General features: G+C 68.2%; 16 protein-coding genes and 1 pseudogene. 3 read left to right on the top strand and 14 right to left on the bottom strand.

All coding sequences use genetic code 11. The features are described 5' to 3' along the window. Position 1 precedes the first annotated feature (1 nt). The 3 genes from topA to cspA form a co-directional block, all read right to left on the bottom strand. Positions 2–2,803, bottom strand: a complete 2,802-nt coding sequence (gene topA, locus G6N55_RS19715; RefSeq protein ID WP_085223181.1) for a type I DNA topoisomerase — start codon at positions 2,801–2,803, stop codon at positions 2–4. Positions 2,804–3,075: 272 nt separating this feature from the next. Next, positions 3,076–3,666 (bottom strand): hypothetical protein, encoded by a 591-nt coding sequence (locus tag G6N55_RS19710; protein WP_085223232.1) that lies wholly within the window; start codon positions 3,664–3,666, stop codon positions 3,076–3,078. 180 nt (positions 3,667–3,846) lie between these two features. Beyond that, positions 3,847–4,050 carry a cold shock protein CspA gene (cspA, locus tag G6N55_RS19705; RefSeq protein WP_007166602.1) on the bottom strand — a complete coding sequence of 68 codons (204 nt, stop codon included), beginning with the start codon at positions 4,048–4,050 and terminating at the stop codon, positions 3,847–3,849. A 248-nt stretch (positions 4,051–4,298) separates the two neighbouring features. Here cspA and G6N55_RS19700 point away from each other — a divergent pair, with 248 nt between their 5' ends. Beyond that, a complete protein-coding gene (locus tag G6N55_RS19700; protein WP_085223179.1) occupies positions 4,299–6,602 on the top strand; it encodes a DEAD/DEAH box helicase in 2,304 nt (767 codons plus the stop codon). 311 nt (positions 6,603–6,913) lie between these two features. Continuing rightward, positions 6,914–7,951 carry a PAS domain-containing protein gene (locus G6N55_RS19695; RefSeq protein ID WP_085223178.1) on the top strand — a complete coding sequence of 346 codons (1,038 nt, stop codon included), beginning with the start codon at positions 6,914–6,916 and terminating at the stop codon, positions 7,949–7,951. Here G6N55_RS19695 and G6N55_RS19690 read toward each other — a convergent pair whose 3' ends face one another. The 7 genes and pseudogenes from G6N55_RS19690 to ssd form a co-directional block, all read right to left on the bottom strand. Further along, positions 7,952–8,263 carry an Rv3654c family TadE-like protein gene (locus G6N55_RS19690; RefSeq protein ID WP_232078793.1) on the bottom strand — a complete coding sequence of 104 codons (312 nt, stop codon included), beginning with the start codon at positions 8,261–8,263 and terminating at the stop codon, positions 7,952–7,954. After that, positions 8,221–8,582, bottom strand: a pseudogene (locus G6N55_RS19685) (TadE family type IV pilus minor pilin); the annotation flags it as partial. The pseudogene G6N55_RS19685 and the gene G6N55_RS19690, both read right to left, overlap by 43 nt. A 23-nt stretch (positions 8,583–8,605) precedes the next feature. Further along, positions 8,606–8,797 carry a DUF4244 domain-containing protein gene (locus G6N55_RS19680; RefSeq protein WP_139826912.1) on the bottom strand — a complete coding sequence of 64 codons (192 nt, stop codon included), beginning with the start codon at positions 8,795–8,797 and terminating at the stop codon, positions 8,606–8,608. A gap of 45 nt (positions 8,798–8,842) precedes the next feature. Next, positions 8,843–9,433 (bottom strand): type II secretion system F family protein, encoded by a 591-nt coding sequence (locus G6N55_RS19675; RefSeq protein ID WP_085223176.1) that lies wholly within the window; start codon positions 9,431–9,433, stop codon positions 8,843–8,845. Further along, positions 9,430–10,230 (bottom strand): type II secretion system F family protein, encoded by an 801-nt coding sequence (locus G6N55_RS19670; RefSeq protein ID WP_085223175.1) that lies wholly within the window; start codon positions 10,228–10,230, stop codon positions 9,430–9,432. Before G6N55_RS19670 ends, G6N55_RS19675 begins: the two co-directional genes overlap by 4 nt. Then, positions 10,227–11,390 carry a TadA family conjugal transfer-associated ATPase gene (locus tag G6N55_RS19665; protein WP_085223173.1) on the bottom strand — a complete coding sequence of 388 codons (1,164 nt, stop codon included), beginning with the start codon at positions 11,388–11,390 and terminating at the stop codon, positions 10,227–10,229. Before G6N55_RS19665 ends, G6N55_RS19670 begins: the two co-directional genes overlap by 4 nt. Further along, positions 11,387–12,436 (bottom strand): septum site-determining protein Ssd, encoded by a 1,050-nt coding sequence (ssd, locus tag G6N55_RS19660; protein ID WP_085223226.1) that lies wholly within the window; start codon positions 12,434–12,436, stop codon positions 11,387–11,389. Before ssd ends, G6N55_RS19665 begins: the two co-directional genes overlap by 4 nt. Before the next feature lie 492 nt (positions 12,437–12,928). On the opposite strand from ssd, the gene G6N55_RS19655 reads away from it, so the two are divergent. Further along, entirely contained in the window at positions 12,929–13,786 is an 858-nt protein-coding gene (locus G6N55_RS19655; protein ID WP_085223225.1) for an HAD-IB family hydrolase, read from the top strand. 431 nt (positions 13,787–14,217) lie between these two features. Here the strand turns inward: G6N55_RS19655 and G6N55_RS19650 are convergent, their stop codons facing one another. Genes G6N55_RS19650 through G6N55_RS19635 form a run of 4 tightly spaced genes read right to left on the bottom strand, consistent with a single transcriptional unit; the run spans position 14,218 to position 18,407 of the window. After that, entirely contained in the window at positions 14,218–14,979 is a 762-nt protein-coding gene (locus G6N55_RS19650; RefSeq protein WP_085223172.1) for an oxidoreductase, read from the bottom strand. 11 nt (positions 14,980–14,990) lie between these two features. Then, entirely contained in the window at positions 14,991–16,628 is a 1,638-nt protein-coding gene (locus G6N55_RS19645) for a dipeptide ABC transporter ATP-binding protein (protein WP_085223170.1), read from the bottom strand. Beyond that, the gene (locus G6N55_RS19640) at positions 16,625–17,488 is read right to left on the bottom strand and encodes an ABC transporter permease (protein ID WP_085223168.1); all 864 of its coding nucleotides are present in this window, start codon (positions 17,486–17,488) and stop codon (positions 16,625–16,627) included. Before G6N55_RS19640 ends, G6N55_RS19645 begins: the two co-directional genes overlap by 4 nt. Beyond that, positions 17,481–18,407 carry an ABC transporter permease gene (locus G6N55_RS19635; RefSeq protein WP_085223166.1) on the bottom strand — a complete coding sequence of 309 codons (927 nt, stop codon included), beginning with the start codon at positions 18,405–18,407 and terminating at the stop codon, positions 17,481–17,483. The genes G6N55_RS19640 and G6N55_RS19635 overlap by 8 nt, the downstream gene beginning before the upstream one ends. Position 18,408 lies beyond the last annotated feature (1 nt).

Here is an 18,408-nt window from a genome sequence, read left to right as displayed (position 1 = left end):
GCTAACTGCGCTTGACGGCCTTTTTCGCCGGGGCTTTGCGCGCGGTCTTCTTCGCGGGCCGCTTGGCCGGACCCCGGGCCCGCCGGTCGGCCAGCAACTCGGACGCGCGCTCGTCGGTGATCGACAGCACGTCGTCACCCTTGCGCAGGCTGGCGTTGGTCTCGCCGTCGGTCACATACGGCCCAAATCGGCCGTCCTTCACCACCATTGGCTTACCCGAGACCGGGTCATTGCCCAGCTCGCGCAACGGCGGGGCCGAAGCAGCTTGTCTGCCACGGCGTTTCGGCTCGGCATAGATCTTCAGCGCCTCGTCGAGCGTGATCGTGAACATCTGCTCTTCGGTCGCCAGCGAGCGAGAATCCGTGCCGCGCTTCAGATATGGGCCGTAGCGGCCATTCTGTGCGGTGATCTCCTCGTTGTTGGCAGGATCGACTCCGACCACCCGCGGCAGCGACAGCAGTTTCAGCGCGTCCTCGAGCGTGACCGTCTGCAAATCCATCGTGCGCAGCAGCGAGCCGGTGCGGGGCTTGGGGCCGGTGGGCTTCTTACCCTTCTTCGCCGGGGCCGCGTCACCGTCGTCGGGCGGCGACTCGGGGAGCACCTCGGTCACATACGGGCCGTAGCGGCCGTCCTTGGCGACGATTTCGTGGCCCGTCTGCGGGTCCACGCCCAGCGAGCGGCCCTCCTGCGGGGTGGCGAAGAGCTCCTCAGCCACCTCGATGGTCAGCTCGTCGGGGGTCAGTTCGTCTTTGAGGTTGGCCCGCTGCGGCTTTGTCTCACCGTCGTCGCCGGTGATCGTGCGCTCCAGGTAAGGTCCGTTCTTGCCCACCCGCACGTAGACCGGGCGGCCCTCTGCGTCGTCGAACAGCTTGATGGAGTTGACTTCTCGGGCGTCGATGCCTTCGAGGTTGACGCCGACGAGCTTCTTGAGCCCACCGGCGCGTGCCACCGAGTCCTGCACACCGTGGTCGCCGCCGAAGTAGAAGTTGTTGAGCCAGTTGGTGCGTTGCTCGTTGCCGGACGCGATCGCGTCGAGCTCGTCTTCCATCGCCGCCGTGAAGTCGTAATCGACGAGCCGGCCGAAATGCTGTTCCAGCAGACCGGTGACGGCGAACGCCACCCACGACGGCACCAGCGCGCTGCCCTTCTTGTGCACGTAGCCGCGGTCCTGGATGGTCTTGATGATCGACGCGTAGGTCGACGGGCGGCCGATGCCCAGCTCCTCGAGCGCCTTGACCAGTGAGGCCTCGGTGTAGCGCGCCGGGGGGCTGGTGGCGTGGCCGTCGGGAGTGAGCTCGAGGGCCGCCAACCGCTGCCCCTCGGTGAGGTGGGGCAGCCGGCGCTCGGCGTCGTCGGCCTCACCGCCCGCCAGTTCGTCCACGGTTTCCACGTAGGCCTTCAAGAACCCGGCGAACGTGATGGTACGGCCGCTGGCCGAGAACACCACCGGCTGATCGCCCTGCGAGCCCGCCGCGGTACCAGCGATCCGCAAACTCAGCGTGGTCCCGCGAGCGTCGGCCATCTGCGAGGCCACCGTGCGCTGCCAGATCAGCTCGTAGAGGCGGAACTCGTCGCCGTCGAGCTCGCGGCGCACCGCGTCCGGGGTCGCGAACGTCTCGCCCGCCGGGCGGATCGCCTCGTGTGCCTCCTGGGCGTTTTTGACCTTGCGGGTGTACTGACGCGGTGACGGGGACACGTACTCGTCGCCATAGAGCTGACTGGCCTGCGAGCGCGCCGCGCTGATGGCCGACTGCGACAGCGTCGTCGAGTCGGTACGCATATAGGTGATGTAGCCGTTTTCGTAGAGCCGCTGGGCGATGCTCATCGTCCGCTCCGACGAGAAGCGCAGCTTGCGGCCGGCCTCCTGCTGCAGCGTGGACGTCATGAACGGCGCGTAGGGCCGCCGGGTGTAGGGCTTCTCCTCGACCGAGGCCACCGACAGCTGTGCACCCCGCAGACCGGTGGCCAGCTCGGTGGCCCGGGCCTCGTTGAGCACCACGACCTCGTCGGCCTTGCGCAGCGTGCCCAGCGAGTCGAAATCGCGGCCGCTGGCGACCCGCAATCCGTCGACGGAGGTCAGGCGTGCGGTGAACGTGGGTGGCTGCGCGTTCGCGTCGGAGACGCTGGCGTCCAGCTGGGCGATGATGTCCCAGTACGACGCGCTGCGGAACGCCATGCGGTCGCGTTCGCGCTGCACGATGATGCGGGTGGCCACGGACTGCACCCGGCCCGCCGACAGCCGGGGCGCGACCTTCTTCCACAGCACCGGACTGACCTCGTAACCGTACAGCCGGTCCAGGATGCGCCGGGTTTCCTGCGCGTCGACCAGGTCGATGTCGAGGTCGCGGGGGTTTTGCGCGGCCTCGAGGATGGCCGGCTCGGTGATCTCGTGGAATACCATCCGCTTGACCGGGATGCGCGGCTTCAGCGTTTCCATCAGGTGCCAGGCGATGGCCTCACCCTCGCGGTCACCATCCGTGGCCAGGTAGAGCTCGTCGACGTCCTTCAAGAGGCCCTTGAGCTCGGTGACCGTGCTCTTTTTCTCCGGGCTGATGATGTAGAGCGGTTCGAAGTCGGCGTCGACGTTGACCCCGAGCCGGGCCCAGGGCTCGGACTTGAACTTCGCGGGCACGTCCGCGGCGGCTCTCGGCAGGTCGCGGATGTGTCCGCGCGACGATTCGACGACGTAGCTGGAGCCCAAATAGCTCGCGAGTTTGCGCGCTTTAGTCGGCGACTCAACGATGACAAGTCGCCTCCGGCTGCCATTGCCGCTGCTGTCGCGGCCTAGTGTTGGGTCAGCCACCTGCGCTTACGCTCCATCTCTTCTCCCGGCCCCGGTTCGGGACCGCCCTGCAGGAAGAATGACAGGCAGACGTCCGAAATTCCGCTGAAATTCAGATACGTCGGCGTTCCTTCCCCTCGGGCACCTGACAATTTCGCACCCGAAGGCGGGCCGACGCAAACCGACTCCCCGAAAGCGCACGTCCTAGTGAGGGCCAAACCTGTGTGCCGGGTGCTGTCACCCGCAACCGCGAATCCCGGATCCGGGCCGCCGGCATTTCCCGGGTCGCGCGGCTAAATCCGGGGCCACAGCACCAATGCCTCGTCGCCGTCAGGGTGTTCCCCCACATTCTCTACCAGCCGCGATAGCCTCCGGCGGCCGCTGATCCGCAGTGCCGGGCGTCCGCCGCGGGTGCCGATCAGGGTGGGCGCGATCCCGACCCGCATCAGCGCCGACGCCAGCGGCGAATGGGTGTCGGGGGCGTGTGGATCCAGGCCCAGCTGATAGTGATCGCCCTCGGGCGTGCCGGCGGCGATGGTCCACGCCCGCAGCTCGCGCGGACCGGGCAGCCAGCGCGGTGGCACCGTCTTGACCGCGCCGCGGGTCCATTCGGCCGCGATCGCAGTCAACGACGGGTCGACAGCGGTGCGCACCAGGGGTGTGTCCTCGTCGGTGCGGCCGATCTCGGGGACCAAGCCGGCCTCGGCGATCATCTCGGCCAGAGCCGACGCGCGCCAGAGCTGATCCACGACAACCGAGAGCCGGGCGCCACGGGACTCGGTAGCGCCCACCGTCACGATTTGGCCAGAGGCCGCCAGCACTCCGCACAGATCGGCGACCGCGGGCGGCACCGCCTCCGCTGTGAAGAAGGAAAGCTGACTCACCACACCGACAGTAAGCCAGGCCGCCCGTCACCGCTTCGAGGCATTCGGCGCGGCGCCACTACGCGGCGTGTCGACCGCTGCCGGCCCAAGGTAGCGGACGAGTGAATAGATAATGAAAACCCCCCGGCGGACACCCGCAAAGCGGGTTGCACGGGGGGTCCTCGTCAGAATCTGCTCGATTTAGACGGAGCGGACTCCGGTGGCCTGGGGGCCCTTAGGGCTGTGGCCGATTTCAAACTCGACCTTCTGATTTTCTTCGAGGGTGCGGAAGCCCGAACCCTGGATCTCCGTGTAGTGGACAAAAACATCCGCGGAACCGTCCTCGGGGGCGATGAAACCGAACCCCTTCTCCGCGTTGAACCACTTCACAGTTCCCTGTGGCATTTCTCGATCTTTCCTTTTCTTCAAGGTTCGGAGCACCGCTTTTCGGTGCCCCGGGCCCGTTGTCACCGCCATACCTCGCGGAGTCGTCGGAACTTCACCCGACCGTTAACCTCGCAGGAACCGCGGGTCGCAACGTCGATCCTGCGAAGTTTTGACACGAACACAGAAGCTACGACCGCAAACAGTCAACCATGTTCATGGTCTCGGCGACAGACTTGCGGCCCCGACTGATTCTTGGAGGGTGTGACGTGGCGAGTTTCGGCAGCGACCTGCTGGCCGTCGCGCTCGCCGGTACCGCGCCGGACGAGCATCCGCTGCGCCACGTCGCGGAGCTGCCGGCCCGCAGCGGCCGGCCCCATATTTGGCCGGAATGGGCCGAATCCGACGTCATTGCGGCCTTTGCCGAGCGGGGCATCAGCGCACCGTGGTCACACCAGGCGCGGGCCGCCGAATTGGCGCACGCCGGCCGCCATGTCGTGCTCAGCACCGGCACCGCGTCGGGCAAATCGCTGGCCTATCAATTGCCGGTGCTCAATGCGCTCGCGACGGATCCGTTGGCCCGGGTGCTGTACCTGTCGCCGACGAAAGCCCTTGGTCACGACCAGCTGCGCGCCGCGCATGCGCTGACGGCCGCCGTGCCGAGGCTTTCCGACGTGGCGCCCACCGCCTATGACGGCGACAGTCCCGCCGAAGTGCGCCGTTTCGCGCGGGAGCGCTCTCGCTGGCTGTTCTCCAACCCGGACATGATCCATTTGTCGATTTTGCGAAACCATCCGCGCTGGGCAGTTTTGTTGCGTGGGCTGCGCTTCGTGATCGTCGACGAATGCCATTACTTTCGGGGCGTTTTCGGCTCCAACGTGGCGATGGTGCTGCGCCGCCTGCTGCGACTGTGCGCGCGCTACTCGGCAGCACCGACGGTGATTTTCGCCAGCGCAACCACGGATTCGCCCGGCACGACGGCTGCCGAACTCATCGGCCTGCCGGTCGAAGAGGTCACCGAAGACGGCTCACCGCAAGGTGAGCGCACCGTGGCGTTGTGGGAACCCGCCCTGCGCACCGACGTCACCGGCGAGCACGGCGCCCCGGTGCGACGTTCGGCCGGCGTCGAGGCGGCGCGGGTGATGGCCGACCTGATCGCCGAGGGAGCACAGACCCTGACGTTCGTCCGTTCCCGGCGGGCGGCCGAATTGACCGCGCTCGGCGCCAGGGCACGGCTGGACGACGTCGCGCCGGACCTGGCTCAGACGGTGGCGTCCTATCGGGCCGGTTATCTCGCCGAGGACCGCAACGCGCTGGAGCGCGCGCTGGCCGAGGGCCGATTGCGGGGCCTGGCCACCACCAATGCGCTGGAACTGGGTGTCGACATCGCGGGGCTCGACGCGGTGGTGCTCGCCGGTTTTCCCGGGACGGTGGCCTCGTTCTGGCAGCAGGCCGGCCGTTCGGGGCGCCGGGGGCAGGGTGCGCTGGTGGTGCTGGTCGCCCGCGACGATCCGCTGGACACATATCTGGTGCACAATCCCGCGGCGCTGCTGGACAAACCGGTCGAGCGGGTGGTGATCGACCCGTCCAACCCATACATTTTGGGGCCCCAACTACTCTGCGCCGCAACAGAATTACCGCTTGACGAGGCAGAGGTTCGTGAATTGGGTGCCGCGCAGGTGGCCGAGGGGCTGGTCGACGACGGGCTGCTGCGCCGCCGCGGCGGCAAGTACTTTCCCGCGCCCGGCCTAGAACCACATGGCGCGGTGGACATCCGGGGCTCGGTGGGCGGTCAAATCGTCATCGTGGAGACCGACACCGGACGACTGCTGGGCAGCACCGGGCTCGGTCAGGCCCCCGCCTCGGTGCACCCGGGGGCGGTTTACCTTCATCAGGGCGACACCTACGTCGTCGATTCGCTGGATCTCGAGGGCGCAATGGCCTTCGTGCACGCCGAGGATCCCGGTTATGCGACCTTCGCGCGCGAAATCACCGACATCAAGGTCACGGGCAGCGGCGAGCAATCGGCGTTCGGTCCGGTGACCCTGGGCGTGGTGCCGGTCAGGGTGACTCATCAGGTGGTGGGCTACCTACGCCGGCGATTGTCCGGGGAGGTCATCGATTTCGTCGAGCTAGACATGCCCGAACACGTCCTCGACACGACCGCGGTCATGTACACTATCACGCCGGAGGCATTGGCACGCAATGGGATTGACGCGACGCGGATTCCCGGCTCGCTGCACGCGGCCGAACACGCCGCGATCGGGCTGCTGCCTTTGGTCGCCAGCTGCGACCGAGGGGACATCGGCGGAATGTCCACCGCGGTCGGTCCTCTGGGAGAGCCCAGTGTGTTCGTCTACGACGGCTATCCGGGCGGGGCGGGATTCGCCGAACGCGGTTTTCGGCAGGCACGGACCTGGCTGAGTGCCACCGCGGCGGCCATCGAGGCGTGCGAATGTCCGATGGGTTGTCCGTCCTGCGTGCAATCCCCCAAGTGCGGCAACGGCAATGACCCGCTGGATAAGGCGGGTGCTGTGCAAGTGCTCAGGCTGGTGCTTGCGGAGTTACCGTGAAGATCGCGCTGAGCAACCCTGCGGACGGCGACCGACCCCTCGACGGTCGACCTCCAAGGATTCGCATATAACAACCGCCGAATGCGTTTCCTTTGCCTAAAGAAACGCCAGCGTGATGTCTCAAAGCGCGACCAACGGCCGGAGCAGAAAACTATCAAGGCTGTGTTGTGGTTTGCAAACTTACCAGTAGCTTTGCGGCCGCGAAGTCGATTCGCGGTATCGCCGAACTGATGTCGCGACGGGATTTGCTGGAGCGATGACGGCGTGCCCGGGCATCCCCCCTTGCCTCCGAGCGCCCTAAACTCGACCGCATGGCCCACGACTGGTTGCTCGTGGAGACACTGGGGGACGAGCCTGCCGTGGTTGCACAGGGGCGGCAGCTCAAGAACCTTGTCCCCATCACGACCTTCCTCCGCCGCAGTCCCCATCTCGCCGCGGTCCGGACCGCAATCGCCGAGTCGATGCGCACCGGCCAGAGCCTGACCAGCATCACTCCTAAGCACGACCGCGTGATCCGCACGGAACCGGTGGTGATGTCCGACGGCTTTATCCACGGTGTGCACGTGTGGACCGGCCCCGCCGACATGGATCCGCCCGAGCGGCCCACCGCGGGCCCGCTGAAGTGGGACCTGACCCTTGGAGTGGCCACCGACACCCGGGAGTCCCTGGCCATCAGCGGCAAGAATCCCGAAGTCGAAGTCACCTTCGGCAGAGCGTTTGCCGAAGACCTCCCGTCGCGCGAGCTCAATCCGAACGAAACCAAAATACTCGCAATGGCCGTGAAGGCGGAGCCGGGCCAAACAATCTGCAGTACTTGGGATCTCACCGATTGGCAGGGAAATCCCATCCGGATCGGTTTCGTCGGCCGCAGCGGGCTGGAGCCCGGAGCGGACGGCAAGCACAACCTCGTCGCGCGGGCGATGAACTGGCGTGCCGAACTCAAGGGCCCGCTGGTCTCGACCGATGATCTGGCCCTGCGGATCCTCGACGGGCTGCGGCAGGCCGGCGTGCACCGGGCGCTCGTCGACCTCAACAACTGGACCTTGTTGAAGTGGCTCGACGAGCCCTGCACCTTCTACGACTGGCGCGGCTCCGACAAGGACAGGCCGAAGGTCCATCCGGAGGACGTGCCCCAGATGTCGGCCATGACCGAGGAATTCGGCAAGGGCTCGACCAACCGCGTGCTGCGGATGCGTGGCTTCGACGGCAAGTGGGTGCCGGTGCACGTGACGGCCAACCGAGTCGAACTCGAACCGGACACCTTCGTCGGGCTGGTGTCGCTGCGCTTGCCAAGCGACGAGGAGCTCGCCAGCGCCGGATTGCCAAAAGCCGCGGACGACAACGGCTGATCACGCCACGTCCAGCGGCCCGGCCCGCGCGGCAGCCTGGGCCATGCCGCCAAACGGCACCGCCACCCGCACCGTGACGACGACGTCGAGATCGTCCACCCGGCAGCCGATATCGCCGACCCGCATCCCGCGGGCCACCGCAGTCGCCCGGGCGCACGCCGCCTCGGCTCCAGAAGGTAGCCGCGCCGCGGCGGCCAGCGCGGCCAGATCGGCAGCCGCCTGCGCACGATGACGTGCCACCACCACGGAGCCGAGGTAGACGCCGGCGCCGGTGACGCACAGCAGCACGGCGACCATCGCCGCCGCCAGCACGGTCGCCGCGCCGTGGTCATCCCGACGGCTCCGCCGCAGAGACCGCCTTGGCCCCAATATCCAACGTGGGCAATAACTTTGAGTGTGCGATGACCGTGACCACGACGAAGTCGCCGTCGCGGTGCACCCGGACCCGCGATCCGCCCGGAGCGATGTGGCGAGCCACAGCGACCGCCGAACGCTCGTCACCGCGCGCGGCCAGTCGAGCGGCCTCGCGAGCGGCATCGACACAGCGGACCTGCATCGACACGGCCGTGATACCGGCCAGGCATCCCACCAGCACCACCACCAGCGCGGCGATCGCCAAGGCCGCCTCCACCGTGCTCGCACCTGCGCAGCCGGCTAGACCTTGGTGTTGAGGGCACGACCGATGATGTTGGTCAACGCCGACACGATTGAATCGCCGGTCACAACTGTGTAGAGAATCGCGCCGAAGGCGGCCGCGGCGATGGTGCCGATGGCGTATTCGACGGTGGACATCCCCGACTCGTCGGTGGCCAGGACGGACATCCGTGCCATGACTACGCGAAACATGTTGATCACCAATACATCCCCTCTGTTGTGGTCTTTGCTCGCCCTTCACAGCAAGCCCGACTGCAGGACATCTCCGGCCAGCCCCGCCACCACCGGGACAATGCCGAGGCAGACGAACGCCGGTAGGAAACACAGCCCGAGTGGTCCGGCGATCAACACGCCCGCCCGCTCGGCGGCAGCCGTGGCGGCGTGCGCTGCGTCGTGCCGAGCCTGGTCGGCCAGTTCGGTAACGCCGTCGGCCAGCGCCGCGCCCGAGGAGGCCGAACGCCGCGCCAGCCGCAGCAGCGCTTCGGTCTGCACGTCGAGCTTTTCGCGCGAGTTCGACCACGCCACAGCGGGATCGGCGCCCAGCGCCAGCAGATCGGCCGCCCGCCGCAATACCCGCGCCAGCTTCGGCGGCGCCGACCCCGCGGTCGCGGCGGCCGCGGTCGATACCGCCATACCGGCCTGCAGGCACACGGCCAGCACGTCGAGGCTCGACGCGACGGCCACCGGGTCCGCCCCGGGCGCCGACGCTTCGGCCCACCCGGGCCGCGGCCGTTGCGCGAGAGGCGTTGCGCCGGCACGCGATCGCACCCTCGACGGGCCGGGCCCGATCAGCAATGCCGCGGCCAGCAATACCGCCGCGATGCTCATGACCCGGCTCTATCGATGATTCGGTCCGACCACAGCAGCCCGCCGCACGTCAGCACCGACCCGACCACCAACAGCCAGCCGCCCAGGTGCCCACTCAACAGAAAACTCAGCGGGCGGGCCCCGATCAGTTGGCCCAGTAGGACTCCCAGCACCGGCAGCCCCGCCAATATCGCGGCGGTGGCACGCGCCCCGGCCATGCTCGAATCAACCCGCGACGAGAATCGTTGATATTCAACGATATCGCGTTGCGCGGTGCGCATCAGTGCCGCGATCGCAAGGCCGTGATCGCCGGCCAGCTGCCAGCACACGGCCAGTCGATGCCAATGCGAGGGCCGGGCCGACGAGGCTGCCGCCGCGCGCAAACCCACCGTGACGTCGGCGCCCAATCGCGCCCGCGCCGCGACCCCGCGCAGCGATATCGCAACCGCACCAACGGTTTCGTCGGCGGCCACGCCAAACGCCCGCAGCGGATGCGCGCCCACGCGCAGCTCGCCGACCAAAACATCGAGCGCAGCTTCCAGCGTCCGACCCTCCTCGGTCGCACGCCGGAGATGACGACGCCGGCGGTAGCGTAAGCCCGCCGTGGCGGCCACCACAGCGGCGGCCAGGATGGTCGTCAGCGGCAGCATCACCCCGGCCGCGACAGCAACGCACGCCGCGAGGCAGACCACGCCGCGCGTGCCGGAAACGACACGGCGCCGTGCTGGCATGAAAGCGGTCAGTCGCCGCCGCGGTGACGACGGAAAGACCAAGAGCGCCAACAACATCAGCAACACAGCGATCGGAATGTGGGTCATGAGGGCAGCCGGCTTCGCAACAACCGGTGCAGTTCGCCGGCCTGGCCGGTCATCCCCTGCTCGGCGTGCCACACCGTCACCGCCCGGACGCGCCCGTCGACAGGGCGCAGCAGCGCGATCTCCGCGAGCCGGCGCCGACCGCCGCGGTCCCGGGCGACGTGCAGCAGCACCTGCACCGCGGCGGCGAGCTGGCTGTGCAACGCGCCCCGGTCCAAGCCGCCGAGCGCGCCCAACGCCTCCAATCGGGCTGGGACCTCACCCGGATTGTTCGCATGCACCGTGCCCGCCCCGCCGTCGTGCCCGGTGTTCAGCGCCGCGAGCAGGTCGACCACTTCGGCGCCCCTGACCTCGCCCACCACGATGCGGTCGGGCCGCATTCGCAGTGCCTGCCGTACCAGCTGGCGCAGCGGAACCTCGCCCACGCCTTCGACATTGGCGCACCTCGCGACCAGCTTGACCAGATGCGGATGCCGGGGCGCCAATTCGGCGGCATCCTCGACGCACACGATCCGCTCGCTCGGCGATACCGCGCCCAGCATGGCCGCCAGCAACGTTGTCTTGCCCGCACCGGTGCCGCCGCACACCAGGAAGGCCAACCGGGCCGCGATGATGTCGGCAACCAGTGCGGCACCTGCCGGGTCGATCGCGCCCGCCGCGGTCAGCGCCGCCAGGTCCTGGGTGGCCGGGCGCAAGACCCGTAACGACAAGCACGTACCGTCCGCGGCCACGGGCGGCAACACCGCGTGCAACCGGACCGCGAATCCGCCGGCGCCGATACCGGTCAGCTGGCCGTCGACCCAGGGCTGCGCGTCATCGAGGCGACGCCCGGCGGCCAACGCCAGCCGCTGCGCGAGCCGCCGCACCGCCGCCTCATCGGCAAAACGGATGTGGCTGCGTCGCAGACCGTTTCCATCGTCGACCCACACCCCGTCCGGCGCGGTGACCAGGACATCGGTGGTGCCGTCCGCGCACAGCAAAGGCTCGAGGATCCCGGCGCCGGTCAGTTCGGTCTGCAGCACCCGAAGGTTGGCCAGGACCTCGGTGTCGCCGAGCATCCCGCCGGATTCGGCCCGGATCGCGGCGGCCACCACATTGGGCCGCAGCGGGGCCGACTCCGTCGCCAGCCGCTCGCGCACCCGTTCAATAAGCGATCCGCTCACGCCGCCCTGGCTTTCGGTCCCGATCCCGCGCGATGCAGTACGGCCAGCACCCGGCGAGCCGCCGACGCCAGCGCCGATCGCCGTCCCAGGCGCAGGCCACCGTGTTCGAGCTGCTCGGCCAGTTGCGGCTGGGCTTTCATCGACGCCAGCAGCGGCAGCCCGGCGATATCAGCGACTTCCGCGGCGCGTAACCCACCCGGCGACGGACCCCGGACCACCAGCCCGAGGTTGGGATTGATGGCGGCCAGCACCGGCGTCATCGCCGCCGTCGCAGCGCAGGACCGCACATCACACGGGCAGACGACAACGACTAGATCGGCGGCATCCAGCGCAGCCTGGGTGGCGTCGGTCAGGCGGCGAGGCAGATCGCAGACCACCGTGACTCCCCCGCGGCGGCCCGCGTCGATGACCGCGCCCACCGGACCCGCGTCCAGCTCGTAGCCGCGCCGCGTGCCAGACAACAGGCTGACGCCGTGCAGGCGCGGCAGCGCGTCGCGCACCGCCGCCCAGTTGAGACGGCCGCCCTGCAATGCCACGTCGGGCCAGCGCAAACCCGGTGTGGCCTCACCGCCGAGCAGCAAGTCGACGCCGCCGCCCCAGGGATCGAGGTCCACCAGCAGCGCACCGGTCGAGGCGCGCGCCACCGCCGCCGCGAACAGCGACGCGCCGGCCCCGCCACAACCCCCGATCACCGCGACGGCCTCGCCGCGCAACCCGTCGTCCCGGATCGAGTCAGCGGATTCGGCGAGCTCGCGGATCAATTCTTGTTCCTGCCCGGGCAGGCTCAGCACGTGCTGGGCGCCGACCGCAATGGCGGCCACCCAGGTCGCCGTCGCGGGTTCGGCGGTGGTCAACACGCTGACATGAGCGCGGCGCGGCAGGGCGGCGCGCCCACAACGGTCCGCACCCGCCGCATCGAGCACCACCGCCGCGGCCGCCGACCACGTCTTGCGACCCACCGCCGAACCACCGGCGTGCACCACGCGAACACCGACCGCGGCCGCCACCCGGTCCAGCTCGTCGCGCAAGATCGGGTCGGTCAGCACCGCGAGTACGCCCGAGGAACCCCTGGCTTCGGTGCCGGTCGCGATAGTCACCTCACCACCGTGCGGGCAGCTCAGGATGGGACACCAGTGCCAAACCGGGATTTGTGGAGAGATACGAGAGTGTGCACAAAGTTCCGGGTTGGCCGCTTAGCCACCCGAGGGATAACACTGTGCCCGCAACGCGCCGGAGGCTGCGCCAGATGGTCGGAATCCCGGGAAAATTACCCCAGAAAAGGGACGACCCCCGCCAGGGGGGGAGGAGGCGGAGGTCGTCGTGCATCAGCCCCGGGGGGTCGGGCTGATACACCCTCGGCTCAGGCCGAGTAATGCTTACTATACACACGACAGTGGGCGGTGCCGCAAGTAGCTGTTTTGTTCAGAGAAACGGTTTGGGGCGCAAAAACATCGTTGGCCTCGTCCGTTACACCCTGCTCAGTCGTGATTTTGCCGGCAACCCCCGGACACGCCGGCCCACCGACCTATGCTGTGTCGGTGACCGTCTCCGACCCGGACGCGCATCAGCAAACCTCGGCGCAGACAGCCGCAACCGGCTCTCCCCACGCCCGTACCGCGGCCTTCTTCGACCTGGATAAGACGATCATCGCCAAGTCCAGCACCCTGGCGTTCAGCAAACCGTTCTTCAACCAGGGACTGCTCAATCGCCGCGCCGTGCTCAAGTCCAGCTACGCCCAATTCATCTTTCTGCTCTCTGGTGCCGATCATGACCAGATGGACCGAATGCGTACTCACATGACCAACATGTGCACCGGTTGGGACGTCGCTCAGGTCAAGTCGATCGTCAACGAAACCCTGCATGACATCGTGACCCCGCTGGTGTTCGCCGAGGCGGCGGACCTGATCGCCGCGCACAAATTGTGCGGCCGCGACGTCGTCGTGGTGTCCGCCTCCGGCGAGGAAATCGTCGCGCCGATCGCCCGCGCGCTGGGTGCCACACACGCGATGGCGACACGGATGGTCGTCGAGGACGGCAAGTACACCGGCGACGTCGCCTTCTACTGCTTCGGCGAGGGCAAGGTCCAAGCGATCCGCGAGTTGGCCGCCCGCGAGGGCTATCCGCTGGAACACTGCTACGCCTACTCGGACTCGATCACCGACCTGCCGATGCTCGAGTCGGTCGGGCATCCGAGCGTGGTCAACCCCGACCGCGGTTTGCGCAAAGAAGCGAGCGAACGCGGTTGGCCGGTGCTGAGCTTCTCGCGACCGATCTCGCTGCGAGACCGGATCCCGGCGCCGTCGGGAGCCGCGATCGCCACCACGGCCGCGGTGAGTGTCACCGCGCTGGCCGCCGGCGCCGTCACCTACTCGCTGCTGCGGCGCTTCGCGTTCTAGCCGCGGCCCCAGCAAACCCGGCGAGCCCGCAACTTCCTGTGAATTCGCAACGTTCACACAATTGGGCCTTGCTGTGCTAAGGCTCCAGTAGTACAAAGGAACCACGGAAGCCCGGTAAGGCCTAGGTCGAGCCGGAAGAGAAGGTTCGTTCTCCCAAACCCGGGCGCCCAGCACGGTACTCGGCACCCACGCGGAGTCATAGCCGCGATAATGGCAGAGGTGTTGCGGGCCTGCGTAATTGCGAAAAAGCAGAAAGTATGAACAGCCCTTTGGGTGGGGTTGTAGCTTGAAGCGTCGCAAGATCGCCGAGGCCACCCACGCACCCCAAAGATGCACGCTTGGTAACCGAGTTCCGTGCTAGCGGGCGGCGGACCGAATATTTCGGAACGCCGCCCGCTCTGCATGTCCGAACCCTTTTCGCTCCGCCCGGCTCAACCCTTGCCCGGCAACGACTCTGCGATCGACAATGCCTCCTGCGCGCCGGCCTGCATTGCCCGGCAACACAGCACCAACCAAGCCCCGACGCCGCCCGGTGTGCCTTGCGCGAATCCGCTTGCGGCAGCACGATAGTCGCCGGGTTTGCGCATCCAGCTCACCTCGGGAACCCCAAGCCCGTGCGGATCCAGCCCGCTGGCGATCGTCACCAGGCGAGACACCGCCCGCGCGACCACCCCGTCGGCACTGCCAAATGGCATGAGCGTCAACAGTTCTCCGTGCGCGACCGCAGCGACCACCGGCGCCGGCACCTGCGTGCGACCGGTCACCAACTCGCCGAGCAGTTCGAGACGCGGGGAGATCTCGGGATCAGATCGCGGGCGGCCCAATTGTTCGTCGTCGACCAGGTCGGCCGCCGCCAGCATGTGCAGCCGGGCCAACGCCTGCAACGGAGATCGCCGCCACACGCCGACCAGCGCGCCCCCGCCGCCCTCCAGCGACTGGGCCACCCGCAGCGCTCCGCCGAACACCGGATCGCTCACCCCCGAGCTGTCGGCTAGGTCCTCGAACCGCACCGGGCCGCCATCGAGCACCGAGGAAGCGCGCGCCGCCCGCAACGCGGCCTCGGCGCCGGTCACCGGCCAGCCGCGCAGATTGGCCCGATGCCGGTGCGCACGGCCCAACGCGTCGCGGGCCCGGTCACTGGCCTCGGCGACGCCGGGGAGCTCCATCAGCGGGGCCAGCGGGTCTGCCGTCACAGGTTGCCAACCTATCGGGGCGGCATGGACGCCCCGGGAATGGCCTCCAGCAATTGGCGGGTGTACTCGTGGCCGGGCCTGGTGAACAGCTCTTCGGTGCCCGCGCGTTCGACGATCCGCCCGGCACGCATCACCAGCACGTCGTCGGCGATTTGCCGGATCACCGCCAGGTCGTGGCTGATGAACAGGTAGGCCAGCCCCAGTTCGGCCTGCAGCGTGGCCAGCAGGTCCAATATCTGCGCCTGCACCAGCACGTCGAGCGCCGAGACCGCCTCGTCGCACACCAGCACCTCGGGCCGCAGTGCCAATGCCCGCGCGATCGCGACGCGTTGGCGCTGGCCGCCCGAGAGCTCGCGCGGCAACCTGCCCAGCACCGACGACGGCAGGGCCACGTGGTCGGCGAGTTCGCGCACCGCTTTCGCGCGCTGACGGCGGTCGCCGACGTGGTGGATCCGCAACGGCTCCTCGATGGCGCGAAACACCGAGTACATGGGGTCGAGGCTGCTGAACGGGTTCTGAAAGACCGGCTGTACGCGCCGGCGAAAGGCCATCATCGCGTCGCGGCCCAACGCGTCGGAGATCTCGGTACCGTCGAAAACGACTGTGCCCGAGGTGGGTTGGAGTAGGCCCAGCGCCATGCGGGCCACCGTCGATTTGCCCGAGCCCGATTCGCCGACGATGGCCAGGGTGCTGGCCCGCCGCAGCCGGAAAGACACCGCGTCGACGGCGCAGAACTGGGTCCGGCGCCACGGTGCGCCGTGCGATTCCCGGTAGACCTTGGTCAGCTCCGAAGCGACGAGGATGTCGTCGGATCGGGTATCCGCCGGCGGCCGCGCGGGTGCCGGGCGCCGAACCGTCAGCGATGGGGCCGCGACCACCAGCCGGCGGGTGTACTCGTGTTGCGGGTCCCGCAGGATCGACTGCGCGGCACCGGATTCCACCACCACGCCGCGATGGACGACGACCACTTGCTCGGCCCGTTCGGCCGCCAGCGCCAGATCGTGGGTGATCAGCAACAGCGCGGTGCCCAGTTCGTCGGTGAGGCGCTGCAAATGGTCGAGGACTTGCCGTTGCACCGTGACGTCCAGCGCGGACGTCGGCTCGTCGGCGATCAGCAGCTGGGGATGGCCCGCCAGCCCGATCGCGATCAGCGCGCGCTGGCACATGCCGCCGGACAACTGGTGCGGGTACTTGCCCGCCTGCTTTTCCGGATCCGGCATGCCGGCCTGGGCGAGCAGCTGTACCGCCCGTCGCCGCGCGTGGCGGCCATCGGTGTTGGCCCGCAACGCCTCTGAGATCTGGAAGCCGACCTTCCAGACGGGATTGAGGTTGGTCATCGGGTCTTGCGGTACGTAGCCGATGCGTCGGCCCCTGATCGACCGGAGCAGCCGGGTGTCGGCCCTGCGATCGGCCGAAGCGATTTCCTGACCATCAAAAGTGATGCGACCGGCCGTGATTCGCCCACCTGGCGGCAGCAGCCCCAGGACGGCGGCGGCCGTGGTGGATTTCCCCGATCCCGATTCGCCGACCACGGCGACGGTCTGGCCGCGCATGACGCTCAGATCGACTCCGCTCACCGCGGGGGCGTGGTCGCCGAACCTGACCTCCAGGCCCTCGACGTTCAGCAGCGGCGATTCCGTGGTGTTCATGCCCGCTCCGCCCGCGAGGCCGGATCCAGGGCGTCGCGCAGGGCGTCGCCCATCATCATGAAGGCCAGCACCGTCATCGCCAGTGCGCCGGCGGGATAGAACAGGATCGGCGAGCCGGCCCGCAGCCGCGTCTGGGCCAGGTTGATGTCGCCGCCCCACGACACCACCGACGTCGGCAATCCGACGCCGAGGTAGGACAGCGTGGCCTCGGTGACGATGAAGGCGCCCAGCGCAATCGTGGACATCGCGATCACCGGGCCCGCGGCGTTGGGCAGCGCGTGCCGCAGCAAGGTTTGCAACCTGCTCAACCCCAATGCTTTAGCCGCGAGCACATAGTCGCTGGCCCGCACCTCCAGCACGGCACCGCGGGCGATCCTGGCCACCTGCGGCCAGCCGAACAACGCCAGGATGGCGATCACCGTCCACACCGTGCGATGGTGCAAGACCTGCATGAGCACGATCGCGGCCAGCAACAGCGGCAGCCCGAAGAACACGTCGGAGATGCGCGAAACCACCGCGTCGATCCAGCCGCCATAGAAGCCGGCCAGCGCGCCCACCGCCCCGCCGACGACGAACACCAGCAGCGTCGCGCCCAACCCGACGGTCACCGAGGCCCGCGCCCCATAGATGGTGCGCGCGTAAATGTCGTGGCCCTGCAGATCCGTGCCGAACCAGTGCGCGGCCGACGGATCGAGCAGGCTTTGGCTGGGATCGGCGTAGCTGGGGTCGGCGTCGGTGAACAGCACCGGAAACAGCGCCACCAGAAGGATGAGCAGGATCAGCGCCGCGGCGACGACGAACTTCGGGCGACGGTGCAACTTGCGCCAGATCTCACCCCAAAACCCTGAGTGCTCAGGCATATCGGATCCTCGGGTCCAGGGCCGCGTAGAGCAGATCGACCAGCAGGTTGGTTATCAAGTAGATCAGCACCAGCACGGTCACGATCGACACCACGGTCGGCGCCTCCTGCCGGGTGACGGCCTGATACAGCACCCCGCCGACGCCGTGAATATTGAATATGCCCTCGGTCACGATGGCTCCGCCCATCAGCGCACCCACGTCCGCTCCCAGGAACGTCACCACCGGGATCAGCGAGTTGCGCAGGATGTGCACGGTCACCACCCGCGGCCGCGACAACCCCTTGGCCGTGGCGGTGCGGACATAGTCGGCGTGCGCATTGGCGGCCACCGCCGATCGGGTCAGCCGCACGATATAAGCGAATGACACTGAACCCAAGACTATTCCGGGCAGCAGCAGACGCGCGAACGTCGCCCGTTCACCGACGGTGACCGGCGCGATGCCCAGCCGGACGCCGAACACGAATTGGGCCAGAAAGCCCAGCACGAAGATCGGGATCGCGATGATGATCAGTCCGGTGATCAGTACGGTCGCATCGAATAGCCCGCCCTGGCGCAGCCCGGAGATCACGCCGAACCCGATTCCCAGCACCGCCTCCACCACCAACGCGATCAGCGCCAGCCGGATCGTGACCGGAAACGCGTGTGCCAGAACGGCACTGACCGGCAAGCCGGAATAGGCACGGCCCAGGTCGCCGTGCAGAACGCCGCCGATGTAGCGCAGGTACTGCAGCAGGAACGGATCGTCGAGGTGGTAGCGCGCACGCAGCTGCGCTGCCACCGCCGGAGTCAGCGGCCGGTCACCGGCGATCGCGGCCAGCGGGTCGCCGGGCAACAGGAAGACCATGCCGTAGATCAGCAAGGTGGCGCCCAGGAAGACGGGCACCATGACGGCGATTCTGCGCGCGATGTACCAACTCATG

This window comes from Mycobacterium florentinum (assembly GCF_010730355.1).
Taxonomy (GTDB): Bacteria; Actinomycetota; Actinomycetes; order Mycobacteriales; family Mycobacteriaceae; genus Mycobacterium; species Mycobacterium florentinum.
The sequence above is the reverse complement of the archived record's forward strand: the minus strand, read 5'-3'. Positions and strand labels throughout refer to the sequence as shown.